The sequence below is a fragment of the Thermoanaerobacter brockii subsp. finnii Ako-1 genome (genome assembly GCF_000175295.2).
Lineage (GTDB): Bacteria > Bacillota > Thermoanaerobacteria > Thermoanaerobacterales > Thermoanaerobacteraceae > Thermoanaerobacter > Thermoanaerobacter pseudethanolicus.
Map to the genome: position 1 here is coordinate 1640906 of NC_014964.1, position 13117 is coordinate 1654022.

The window sequence follows — 13117 nt, forward strand, 5'->3', positions numbered from 1 at the left end:
CTAAAAAAAAGGAAAAATTTTATATAACTACTCCAGTTTCCAAATCAATTATATGAGCACTTCCACTTTCAACTTCAATAAACCCTACTGAATTAATCTTATCTTCCCTTTTGCTAAGAGATGTAGAACCCGGATTAATCACCACACAATTTTCAATCTTCTTTATTAAAGGAATATGCGTATGTCCCGTTATAAAATAATCCAATTTATACTTCATAATCAACTTATGTATATCTTCCTCAGAAATACTGTGACCATGATTAATCATAAATCTCTTCCCTTCAATGAAAGCAAAAACATACGGCGTTTGTATAGGCACCTCAAGCATCATTTGGTCAACATAAGCATCACAATTCCCTTCCGCAATCAAAAGAGGAACAGGACAAGCATTTATTGCCACAGCAAGTTTTTTAGGGTCATATCCCTCGGGAATTGGATTACGTGGTCCATGATATAATACATCTCCTGCATGTAAAATAATGTCCGAATCTTTTAAAAAATTCCATGCTTTTATCCATGACTTATAATCTCCATGAGTATCACTTATAACACCAATTTTCATAAAATATCACCTCCAATGCTTTTAATATCTTACCCAAAATTTGTCTCCTCTAAAGCCATAGCATTTTTAATTCTCTATTTATCATCTCAATATCAAAATTCCTATATCCCCCTATTGTTACCCATACTATAAAGTCTCCATATTTAGGATGGCTTTTACTCTCCCCCATGTTTTCAGATTAATTCCACTTTTTTCTCTTTTTAATTTTACCATTCTGTTACCTAAAATCCAATAGAAAAATTAAAAATATTCCGATATATTTAGGCAAAACTAAAAAAAGAATAAATTATATAAAAGTTCCCTGGCAAAAGAGCCAGGGTTATACATATCCCGACAAAAATAAAAATTGAGGCATTTTATATTTTAAAAATTTTCGTAAAAGATTCTTAAAATATAAAAAATAGCTGCCACCTATCTTACAAGCACTATAAAACATTAAAAATTCATATATGCCTTTGCAACATCTTTAAATCCATTTTTTTCAAGCGCATCTATAACAATTGTCCTAATCTCATCAAAAGAAATTTGTTCTTTTCCAAGTTTTTTAATGCTTTTTTCTATATCCCTTGCTATATTATGTAAATCTGATGTATTTAAAGGTTTTCCAGCATCATCTGATGCAGCCCCAATACTTCTTATAATTTTGTCCAAATCAAACTCCTGTAATCTACCATCCCTTTTTATAACCTTCATAGTTCCCTCTCCTTTTTGTTCGTTATATAAATATAAGCTCATATAAAGGTTTATATCAAAATAATCTTAGACATAACAATATTTTCTATAGCAGAGGTCAGTAAAAGTCCTCAAGTGCCTTTACCTACCGTCGAAAAATTCTCCTCCTTATGCAGAACTGTTACAATTCTTCTTTAAAATCAAAAATACGTTTTTATCCATTTCTATTTTACCATTTCATCCCTCAAAAAGCAACATAAACATTAAAAATATTTCGACATTACTCGGCAAAAATAAAAACAGGAACGTTTTGTAAACTTAAATGAAAGTTGAGAACTTCAATCCTTTCTGGTACAATGTATATCAAAGCTATATTCTATTATTCTATTGCATGTACAAAGAATAAAATAAAATCAACAAAGGTTCATGAGAGTATAGGAATTTAACAAGTCACAACTCATATTAACTCTTCCTTCAAATTCTAATATATGTTATCAAAAAAAATAAAGACACTACTTTTCATAGTGCCCTTATTTCAAAAACTTATCTAAATCCTCTATCTTATCTATATCAAATATATTGTCAACAATATCCATCAACGTTTCCCTGTTTGCACCATCTATTTTCTTTACATATTCTTCAGGAACATTCCCAAATTTCTTCTCTAATAACTTAATAACAGTTACTCCTATTCCCTTCTCCATGCCTTTTTCTATCCCTTTTTCTATTCCTTTTTTTATCCCTTTTTCAATCCCCCTTTTCTCACGCTCTTTCATCTCTTGCAATATGGTTTTTTCAAGATTTGATATCATTATATTCACCTCCTTGTTTTCATCTATTATCCTCTCTATATTTTCTCGCTCTTCTTCCGGCAATCTAGCTAGTAATATCTTTTTAAACCATGCTTTAAATAATAATATTTCATCTTTATCCAAGTTATTTAATATCTCTGATAATTCCTTAAGCCTTTTCATTATTTCTTCAAATTCTACTTTTTGTTCTAATAAAAATACAGAAGCTATTAAGTTTTCTAACTTTAATAATTCTTCTTTTGTATACCTATTTACATCTATTAGTATATATTTGAAATCTACTGCATATTTTCCAAAGGTTTCATAGGAATTTAGTGTTTCTTTGTAGCTTGTTTTTGCTGTCCATTTATGGTCTCCGTTGTATAATACTATCGGCACTATAACTGGTAATTTAAAATCTTTCCTTCTTGATTCTTTTCTTGGTGTATCTTTTAGTATGCTTCTCCATTACAAAACTTCTTAATAACTCTATAAACACTCGCTTACTGGATAACAAAAATTTATACCCTTTGTCATGCTGATTGTGAATAGCTTCCTTTACATTTTTATCATCCATGACATTTTGCTCCTTCTTAATATCATTATATCTCATAAATGATAAGTTTTGAATAACAATTTATAATTGCTGTTACTAAGTCTCTAAATAATTTTCATTCTGTCTTCATTTTACCATTTTATTTCTCAAAAACCAACATAAATATTAAAAATATTTCGCCATATATCGACAAAAATGAAAATGTGTAACACAGCAAAGCCCTGCGGATAATATTAATAGCTTAGCTCCACTTAACATTTTTATTATTTTTCAAGCTTTAAGAATAATAAAAAAACCATACATTTTTGTCTTTTTTATCCTTCCTTATTTCGCTTATTGTATAATTTTGGTTTTTATACTCCTCTGCAACTTTTTGGGCATCTTCCTTTGTTCCCAAAATCCTTACATACATTTTACCACTTGAAGTTTTCCCTGTTGTAACTTGGTATCCTTTTTCATCCTCTTCTTTCCTTTTACTATGCTTTCTTTTCCATTCTTCATGATCTAACGGTTTAGCATTTTTTACAGCTTCAATAATCAAATTAATATCCTCTTCAGATATATTTTCTCCTTTTACTTTTCTAATTTCTCCAACAGCCTCCATTCCTCCAATAACAACAGGCATGCTGCAATCTTTAGCTTTTACCCATTTAGCCCTTTTAAATATTACAATTGGATGTATATGATCTTTAATTCTTTCATGTAAATCAGGCAAATTTTCTCCTAACTATTTTTTAAACAATTTAACATGCCTTTCATTTTGTTTGGTAGGACTTTGAACTTCAACCCATTTATTTCCTTGTTTCATGCGCCATTTATCTTTTGTTCCTAAAAAAGCACCATCCCATGATTTTGTCTCTAACACAAAAATTCCGTTTGTATTTAATACAAAGTGATCAATTTGTATAAACTTGTCAGGCTCTACTTCTAAAACAAGGTCATTTATAACAATTACCTGGAAGCCATAAATGCAATGCCCATCCTGCTGAATCTTCACCACTACTTCCCTGTTCTTTTTCAGAAATACGCCTCCATGTATAAGCAACATCCGCAATAGGTTCTAAAAGCCATCCAAGAAAGCCCTCACTAATTTTGTCTAGATGTTTTTGCTTTTCTCTTTCTTCTTTTTCTTTGATTTTTTGATAAAAAAGCTTTTTTATCTCTCTATCCTGCTCTATAAAACGCGCAAACATTTTGCTCCTCTCTCCTTTTTAATAAAAGGTTTACCCCACATATTCAACTGCATCATTGTCTCTCCTTCTATGAAATTTCTACAATCTTGTTTTGAATTAATTTCCAAATATACTCTCACGCAAAATTGAAGAAATCACTTATGAGCTTTGCAGTACAGAGTTTTCAAAATTTGCAATTTCCGAGTTCTGTAAAAACCTTAACTCTATTGTTACAGCGTAGCATTCAAGGTCTGTTGAAGAAAAAAGCTTTCTTTTCGTAGTGAACACTATAGTCATAATGGCTAAAGAAGAAGTCCGGGCTTGTCAGCGTAGTGCATTTGCCTACTTTTATCCAGAGAAATTTTTACAAAAATTTAGATTTGACCCCTATGTAAAGCACACATATATATTGATGCATAATATGTATATAGGGGATATTTATAATGTGTTTTGGTAAATTAGCAAACATCATAAAAGGTATTTGGAAAAATAAAAATGAGGGCATTGATAAAATAACACTGAGCCTTTATGGTCTTAATATAAGTGTAGAGAGAAAGACAAATATCAATATTCCACATGAAGTAACAGTAGTAGTCCCAAGAGTTGAACTTAGAAAAAAGATAAAAGATAATGAGAAAGAGATAGAGATAATAATGAATAGTATAACTGTTGTACACTCTCCACATCATGAATTAGCAGGTTCCCCTTCTTCCCCGGTAATTCCTAAACAGTATTCCCCTAAATACAACAAAAATTAATTAAAAATAATTGTTATAATATATTGGCTATTAAAAAATGCTACAGCCCCTTATAAAAAAGAATCGTATACCGGATATAAGCTATTTGGGTGCATAAATTTTTAACAGTCTTTTTGCATTGACCTCTTTTTATAATTTATTTACCAAAGTGGCAAAGCTCTTACATCCAAAAAATACCTAAGGTAAATTCTACTGTGTCCCCTTACCCTTATAACCATATCATAAAAAACTTTACTGTTAATCTCATCCATCCTCTACTCTCCTTTGTTTTTAAAAATTATATAAGAATACACAACCGGTACCATAACAGCAGTAATTAGCAGCACAAACATAAAAACAGTCACCCATGTACCTTTGAAAAAGGAAGCAAATAATCCAATAATACCTGCAATGAGCCATATTTTACTAGCTACCTGATGTGTGACATTCCATACCTCTTCATCTGCCAGCGTCCAAGGAGTCCTTATACCCACAAAATAATTATGGCGTAGTTTACCCATAACGCTTCCAAACCCAATCAACATAAAAGGAATAATAAAATTGCCTATTCTATTCATATCAATTCTATAACCTAATGCAGAATACGTAGAAGCAAAATATACTGCCATGAAAATAATTACCACAACCGCTCTTACTATCCTATAAGCTTCAGCAAATTTGCCATAATTAGCTCTTTTAGGGTCAATAAGCGGTATAAATAGCATCACAAAATATATTATTGTAATAGTAGAAGGCAAAATAAATATCTCATTTTTTGAACCAAACCTATCTACTTGACCAGAAATGTTCCAATGCATTGGAATTTTATCCGGTAAACGTCCAAAAATGGCAAATGTAAAAATCCATATCAATATGATAATGCCAATTAACCACCAATCCTTTTTTATCTCGTATTTGACATTGTAGTTTTCATCCATACTACATTAAACACTCCCCTCATGTTGTATATATTGAATCAAGTATTTTTTCTACGAGTATTCTAAATACCTTTAGTTTTTTCTTCAAAGGTACTCCTCGTTATCTTACGTTCTCTACTTAAAGAATTATAATTTTCAAAAACATTATCTATGCCCTTTTTATGTCATTCATTAGATATATATCTCTATTCTTTAATATCTTAAAATCAAAACCTTTTAAAAGTGAAAATATATTTTTATCCATCTATATTTTACCATTTTATTTCTCAAGAACCAACACAAACATTAAAAATGTTTCGATATATTTTGACAAAAATAAAAGAGGGATGGCCCTCTTCACTTAAACTATAATTTTTTATTATTATTTACTCTCTACAGCTCTTTTTGGCTCTGTATTTTTCCAATATTCCATAAAAAACACTATAAAAATACTGACCATAAGACCTAATATAAATGCTATAATTATATTCAATGATTTTTTAGGTGCTACTGGTTTATCAGGTATTAAAGCTTTGCTAGTTATAAGAATGCTTTGATTGCCAAGTTCCGATTCTTTAACCAGTTCCAGCATATTATATTTTTCTAACATTATATCTCTTGTAGTTTTCAGTAAATCCAACTGTTTTTGTTTCTGCTCAATTAAAAGCTTGTCTTGAGAATTTGTTTGAATTTTATTAAGTTCCGCTGTTACCTCTTTTATTTTATCATTTTGGAGAGTTATAAGTTTATTCAAAGTTTCGATTAATTTATCTGTCTGCCTGTTATTTCTCTCAATTATATAAGTCCGAAAATTTTGCGCTATTGTATCTGCAATTTTTGCCGCAAGCTTTGGATCATTTTCCTTTACAGTAACTGTTATAAGATTTGTATTGTTAATCACAGAAACCGAAATTTGCTTTTTTAAATTTTCTATTGTGTACTTTTGAGGATCTAATCCTAATTGTTTTACAGTATTCATAAGAACAATAGGATTAGTAACCTCTTCTTTAAATGCTTCTACTGACATATTAGGATATTTCAAAAGAGAAGACAACAGCAAAGATAAGTCTTTTTCTATACTGTCACTTTGTACTGTCGGAAGATTTGAATCTTTTCCCGGAAGAATAACCGTAGTATTTGAACCAAAAAAGCCTGTTGCAGGTGTTACATCTGTAACTGATAAAGTTGTAGTTGCTTCATAGGTGGGTTTTATTACAAAAAAACTAAGCACTGCTGCTACTAAAGTTGCAGTAAGAGTTACAATAATGATTGTTTTTTTATATTTTAAAATTACCTCAATAAGCTCTCTCAATGAAATTTCTTCTTCCATTTTTATCCTCCCTATTATATAAGTCTTTCATATCCGTTTAGAAAATTGTTTTTAAAATATTTTCGATAATTTCCTGAGATTTCTAATTTTTTAAATCTCTTAATTCTATTTTCTCACTTATTATTTCATTACTTAAACAAATTCACCTCCACAGCCATAGAAAGGTTAAAAATAGATAAAAACTCCATTTTATCAGTGTACAATTTTAACTCCTTATAAATACTCACTTTTTTTCTCTTTCAACTCCTTCAATACCTCTTTCACATTCTGTGCCTTATCTTTTGAACAAATTAAAAGAGCATCCTCTGTATCTACAATTATTACATCTTCTATACCCAATGTCGCAATAAGCCTTTCGTTACCAGTTATTATGCATTTCTTTGTATCTACACTTACTACATTGCCTTTTATGACATTGCCATTATCATCTTTTTCATAAAGCCTTTCAATAGAAGTCCAGCTTCCTACATCATCCCAGCCAAAATCTCCTGGCACGACATATACATTTTTGGCTTTTTCCATTATGCCGTAATCTATTGATATGCTTTCAAGTTTTGAGTATTCATCGTATAATACTTTTTCTATATCATCTGCATCAAAGTTTTTCCTTATATTTTCCAATGCTTTGTGTAAATCAGGCATGTATTCGCATATAGCGCTTAATATTGATGATGTCTTCCATATAAACATACCGCTATTCCAAAGATAATCTCCGCTTTCTACATATTTTACTGCTGTATCATAATCAGGTTTTTCTACAAATCTTTCTACTTTATGTACAGGATTTTTATTTATTATTTCTCTCGTTACCTTCTTGAATTTTATGTAACCATATCCTGTCTCAGGACGTGTAGGTTTTATACCTATTGTGACAAGATTGTCCCCTGCTTTTGCTTTTTCTATTGCTGTTTTTAATATTTCAATATATGCTTCTTCGTCTTTTATGACATGGTCAGAAGGAACAACAACCATTATAGACTCTTTATCAAGCCTTTCTGTGTGAAGTGCTGCAAGGCCAATGCATGCCGCAGTATTTTTAGCCATAGGCTCTATTAAAATATTTTCTGTTGGCAAATCAGGAATTTGGTCACTAATTATTCCCGCATAATCCATATTAGTAACAACAAAAATATTCTCTACAGGCATGATTCTCTTCAGTCTATCCACTGTTTGTTGAATCATTGTTTTATCTCCATAAAGATTCAAAAACTGCTTTGGCATCTTTATCCTACTTTTAGGCCAAAACCTTTCGCCTTTGCCACCCGCCATAATAACACCTGTTATCATTTGCATCATCCTTTTTAGTTAATTTGTTCAACTCAACTTACTCAATATCCAAGCAAAAGTTTTTAATTAATACTTTCCATCAACCACGAATAAAATTTAATGAAAAAGCAAAATATAAATAAAAAATAAGGAATGTGAGTATATGTTTAACGAAAAATTTTATAAAGGTCTTTTAAATGGTCTATTATACAGTACCATATTGTGGATTCTTATTTTTATTCTCATTAAATTTGTTAATACGCACCATCTCTTTTAAGTACCGCGGGAATAGTCTTAAAGAGAATATTTATATCAAGCCATAAGTTCCAATTGGATATATACTGCATGTCCATTTCTAATCTGCCTTCAAAATCTACCTCATTCCGCCCACTTATTTGCCATAAGCCTGTAATTCCTGGTGGGACTCTCCATAAGAACCTTGCATAATGCTTGGTATCATTCAATTCTCTTACAAGATAAGGTCTGGGACCTACCAAGCTCATATCACCTTTTAGCACATTAAATAATTGCGGCAACTCGTCTAGACTTGTTTTTCTTAAAAATTTACCTATTTTTGTTACTCTTGGATCGTTTTTAAGTTTATGATGTACCAAATATTCCTCTCTAATTTCAGGATTCTCATCTAACCACTTTAATAAAATCTCTTCGGCATTTATGACCATTGTCCTAAACTTGTACGCTTTAAACAACTTTCCATTTAATCCTATTCTATCTTGAACAAAAAATACCGGCCCAGGAGAAGTTAGTTTTATTAAAAGCGATATTATAACAAACAATGGTGATAGTATAATCAGTGCAATAAGTGACAAAGTGAAATCCAAAAGCCTTTTCATATGCCCTTCAAATCCACTTATAAATACATCTTTCAACTTCAAAATTGGCATATCATTAATAATCTCTATTTCCATAGGATAATTTGGAAGATTTATACTGTTATTTATAGAATATATACTTATGTACTTATCCAGACCAATATTTATAACTTCTTCTACATTTTCCATCTTAGAAACTATAAATATCATCTCCACATTGTATTTATCAACAACTTCACTAAAATCTTTTATACTCCCTAATCTATTCAAACCGTTACCATTTATATCATTAGACAAATACCCCACTATATTTATTCCATATTCACGTGTTTTAAGTTTATCCATTAACTCTTTTGGTATCTTTGTATAATCGCCTATTACTAATGCGTTGCTCAAATCCAAACCTTTTTTGTATCTTCTTTTTTGCAAATACGATAAGATTGTCTTAAATGTAATCTGAAAAGTTAATCCTATAATAAATATGTATATAAGCGTTAATCTTGAAAAATAAGTCATCTTTGTAAAATAAGAGATAAGTAAATATATAAATACAGAATAAACAAGACCATCTATCACTATTCCTATTTGATTAAATAAAGGCTTGTGTTTTTTATCATATAATCCCTTAAAATATAAAATCAAAAAATCAAGTGTAAGCACAATTATAAAAGTTATAACATACCAAGACCTTGACAACATGCTCAAATTATTAAACCTAATATATAAAGCAAGTGCAAATGCTAAAATGAGTGCACTAATGTCAAGTACAATACTCCATCTTCTATACCACATCATCTCACCCCCCCGATAATATTAAAACGTTAAATCCTTTAGCCTTGGCCATTTTTTATCCTTTTCAGATAAAATTATTTCTTCAATGCCATCTAAAGGCCACTGTATATTTATATCAGGGTCATTCCATATTATCCCACCTTCATCATCAGGATAATAGAAGTTTGTACATTTGTAGAAAAACTCTGCTTCCTCTGACAAAACTAAAAAGCCATGAGCGAATCCTTCAGGGATATAAAATTGTTTTTTATTTTCCTCGGATAAAATAACACCAACCCATTTGCCATAAGTTTTGGAGTTTTTTCTCAAATCAACTGCTACATCAAAAACTTCTCCTTTTAAAACTCTTACCAGTTTGCCTTGTGGATGTTTTTTTTGAAAGTGTAATCCTCTTAATACTCCTCTTTTCGATTTTGATTGATTATCCTGAACAAACACCATATCAAGACCTGCAACTTTAAAGTCATTGTAATTATACGACTCCATAAAATATCCTCTGTTATCTTCAAAAATCCCTGTCTCTATTATGTATAATCCTTCTATTTCTGTTTCTATAAACTTAAATTTACCCATAACATCACTCCTGTTTTTCACTTTTTACATCATCAATAAACACTTTTAATGCGTCTTCCCAATTCCTCATTCTATCGCCAATAGTACATCTTAACATCATATTATCCAGAGAGGAATAAAAAGGTCTTTTGGCAGCCCTGTTTATTTTGTCAGATGTGATAGGTACTACAGTGCAGTTTATACCTGCATATTCTACAATCTTACAAGCAAAATCATACCAACTGCACTCGCCTTTTCCAGTACAATGGTATATACCATATTCATCGGTTAGTACAAGCTTTAAAATATGATAAGCCAAATCTTCAGCATTTGTAGGATTACCTCTTTGGTCATTGACAACTTCTAAATAACCTTTTTCTTTTGCAGTATTTAAGATAGTGTATACAAAGTTTTTACCATATTTCCCATAAAGCCATGCTGTTCTCACTATAAAATATTTATCACAAAATTCTCTTACGTACTGTTCTCCAAGAAGTTTTGTCTTTCCATAGACACTTATCGGTTGGGGAATATCATACTCCCTGAAAGGTACACTGCCAGTACCACTAAATACATAATCTGTTGATACGTGAAGTAACTTAGCACCTACTTTCTGTGCTGCGATAGCAAGATTTCTTGGTCCAATGGCATTTACTTTAAATGCAGTATCTATATCACTTTCGCATCTATCTACATTAGTGTAGGCTGCACAGTTTATGATAATATCAGGTCTGTATTTCTCTATGTATTCCAAGACATCCTTCAATACTGTAATATCAAGTTTATCATGAGAAACATATATAATTTCCGCATTTTTATATATTTCGTCTATTTCGCCAATTTCACTTTTTCCTCTTTCTATAATAGAACGTATTTGTAAACCCAGCTGCCCTTTAGCTCCAGTGATAAGTAGCTTCATAATACTTACCAGCTCCTCTTAAAACATTTCATTTGTCGCTGCTACTTCTTTCATTGCATCATTTTCTTCCTCATTTATTAGCTTTAAAAGATATTTCCCATATTCAACTTTTTTTAATGGCTCGGCAAGTTTTATTAATTGTTCCTTATCTATGAAACCTTTTCTATAGGCAATTTCCTCAATACAAGCAACATACAAGCCCTGTCTTGTCTGAATTGCTTCAACAAAATTAGCAGCATTCAAAAGTCCACTTGGTGTACCAGTATCAAGCCACGCCATTCCTCTACCAAGTAATTCAACTTTAAGTTTTCCTCTTTTCAAATATTCATTATTAACGGATGTGATTTCAAGTTCTCCTCGTGCCGATGGTTTGATATTTTTAGCTATCTCAATTACGTTATTATCGTAAAAATAAAGTCCTGGTACAGCATAATTAGATTTTGGATTTTTAGGTTTTTCTTCAATTGATATAACATTGAAATTTTCATCAAATTCTACTACACCAAAATCACTTGGATTACTTACATGATAGCCAAATATAGTAGCCCCTTCTTTTCTGCTTGCCGCTCTCTCAAGCCTTTCAGTAAAACCATAACCATAAAAAATATTGTCACCAAGTATAAGAGCAACATTATCTTTACCAACAAAATCTTCTCCAATAATAAAAGCCTCTGCAATTCCTCGAGGAACTTTTTGTACAGCGTATTCAAAATGCAATCCTAATTGACCTCCATCGCCCAAAAGCTCTTTAAACGTATTTATATCTCTGGGAGTAGATATAATCAAGATTTCCCTAATTCCTGCAAGCATAAGTACAGATAAAGGATAATATATCATTGGCTTATCATATACAGGTAAAATTTGTTTTGATATCGCTTTTGTAATAGGATAAAGCCTCGTACCTGACCCACCTGCTAGAATTATACCTTTCATTTGCATTTCCCCCTATCTATTGGAATACATTTTTTCGTAATATTTTTGATACTCTCCGGATGTAACATTTTTAAGCCATTCTCTGTTTTGAAGATACCATTCTATTGTTTTTTTGATGCCATCTTCAAATTTAGTTTCAGGATACCATCCCAACTCTTCCTTAATTTTTGTCGCATCAATAGCATACCTTCTATCATGTCCTTTTCTATCTGCCACATATGTAATCAAGCTTTCATCTACAGTAGGATCTACATTATCATGGATATATGACACAATTAACTTCACTATCTCTATATTTGTCTTTTCATTATTGCCGCCAATATTGTACACTGCCCCTATTCTTCCTTTATGAAGAACCAAATCTATTGCTTTACAATGATCTTCCACATAAAGCCAGTCTCTCACATTGAGCCCATCTCCATAAACAGGAAGAGGTTTCTTATTTAAACAATTATTTACCATTAATGGTATCAATTTTTCAGGAAATTGATATGGTCCATAGTTGTTTGAACATCTGGTTATATTTACAGGCATTTTATATGTATCATAGTAGGCTTTGACTATTAAATCAGCCGCTGCTTTACTTGATGAATACGGACTATGAGGGTCAAGAGGTGTAGTTTCTGTAAAATAGCCTGTCTCACCTAAAGAGCCATAAACTTCATCTGTTGATACTTGAAGAAATTTTTTACCCTCTTTAAAACTATCTCCTTCGTCCCATGCTTTTTTTGCTGCATTAAGTAAAGTTACTGTCCCAAGAACATTAGTTTTTACAAATATTTCAGGATCTATAATACTTCTGTCTACATGAGATTCTGCCGCAAAATTAACTACATAATCAATATCTTGCGAAAATATTTCTTCTACGAGTTCTTTGTCACATATATCTCCCTTGATAAAAGTGTAATTTGGGTTATCTTCTACATCTTTCAAATTCTCAAGATTACCTGCGTATGTAAGTTTATCAAGGTTTATAATTTTGTAACCTTTATACTTTGAAAGCATATACTTGATAAAATTACTTCCTATGAAACCTGCTCCTCCTGTTACTAAAATTTTCATAAATATCCCTCCAATTGTTATAT

The 13117-nt window shown here is 31.1% G+C and carries 11 protein-coding genes and 2 pseudogenes; 1 reads left to right on the forward strand and 12 read right to left on the reverse strand.

What is annotated here, in order from left to right:
* Positions 1–19: 19 nt before the first annotated feature.
* From yfcE to THEBR_RS12695, 4 genes and pseudogenes are all read right to left on the reverse strand, one after another.
* Complete coding sequence (gene yfcE, locus THEBR_RS08205) at positions 20–562, reverse strand: phosphodiesterase (protein ID WP_012269518.1); 543 nt, start codon at positions 560–562, stop codon at positions 20–22.
* Positions 563–997: 435 nt separating this feature from the next.
* The gene (locus tag THEBR_RS08210) at positions 998–1255 is read right to left on the reverse strand and encodes an ATP cone domain-containing protein (protein WP_012269519.1); all 258 of its coding nucleotides are present in this window, start codon (positions 1253–1255) and stop codon (positions 998–1000) included.
* A gap of 509 nt (positions 1256–1764) precedes the next feature.
* Positions 1765–2602, reverse strand: a pseudogene (locus THEBR_RS08215) (Rpn family recombination-promoting nuclease/putative transposase).
* Between the two features lie 256 nt (positions 2603–2858).
* A pseudogene (locus THEBR_RS12695) lies at positions 2859–3774 on the reverse strand (nuclease-related domain-containing protein).
* A gap of 422 nt (positions 3775–4196) precedes the next feature.
* Here THEBR_RS12695 and THEBR_RS08225 point away from each other — a divergent pair.
* On the forward strand, positions 4197–4511 hold the full coding sequence (locus THEBR_RS08225) for a hypothetical protein (RefSeq protein WP_012269520.1): 315 nt from the start codon (positions 4197–4199) through the stop codon (positions 4509–4511).
* A 254-nt stretch (positions 4512–4765) separates the two neighbouring features.
* Here the strand turns inward: THEBR_RS08225 and THEBR_RS08230 are convergent, their stop codons facing one another.
* The 8 genes from THEBR_RS08230 to rfbB form a co-directional block, all read right to left on the reverse strand.
* Positions 4766–5428: an SdpI family protein gene (locus tag THEBR_RS08230; RefSeq protein WP_012269521.1), complete on the reverse strand. Its 663-nt coding sequence runs from the start codon at positions 5426–5428 to the stop codon at positions 4766–4768.
* A gap of 361 nt (positions 5429–5789) precedes the next feature.
* Positions 5790–6737, reverse strand: coding sequence for a YveK family protein (locus tag THEBR_RS08235; protein ID WP_009052689.1), 948 nt, complete (start codon positions 6735–6737; stop codon positions 5790–5792).
* 213 nt (positions 6738–6950) lie between these two features.
* Positions 6951–8024 (reverse strand): mannose-1-phosphate guanylyltransferase, encoded by a 1074-nt coding sequence (locus THEBR_RS08240; protein ID WP_009052690.1) that lies wholly within the window; start codon positions 8022–8024, stop codon positions 6951–6953.
* Positions 8025–8257: 233 nt separating this feature from the next.
* Positions 8258–9631 carry a sugar transferase gene (locus THEBR_RS08245; protein WP_013570832.1) on the reverse strand — a complete coding sequence of 458 codons (1374 nt, stop codon included), beginning with the start codon at positions 9629–9631 and terminating at the stop codon, positions 8258–8260.
* 18 nt (positions 9632–9649) lie between these two features.
* A complete protein-coding gene (gene rfbC, locus THEBR_RS08250; protein ID WP_012269523.1) occupies positions 9650–10201 on the reverse strand; it encodes a dTDP-4-dehydrorhamnose 3,5-epimerase in 552 nt (183 codons plus the stop codon).
* Between the two features lie 4 nt (positions 10202–10205).
* Entirely contained in the window at positions 10206–11099 is an 894-nt protein-coding gene (gene rfbD / locus THEBR_RS08255; protein ID WP_012269524.1) for a dTDP-4-dehydrorhamnose reductase, read from the reverse strand.
* An 18-nt stretch (positions 11100–11117) separates the two neighbouring features.
* Complete coding sequence (gene rfbA, locus THEBR_RS08260) at positions 11118–12032, reverse strand: glucose-1-phosphate thymidylyltransferase RfbA (RefSeq protein WP_012269525.1); 915 nt, start codon at positions 12030–12032, stop codon at positions 11118–11120.
* A gap of 12 nt (positions 12033–12044) precedes the next feature.
* On the reverse strand, positions 12045–13094 hold the full coding sequence (gene rfbB, locus THEBR_RS08265) for a dTDP-glucose 4,6-dehydratase (RefSeq protein WP_012269526.1): 1050 nt from the start codon (positions 13092–13094) through the stop codon (positions 12045–12047).
* Positions 13095–13117 lie beyond the last annotated feature (23 nt).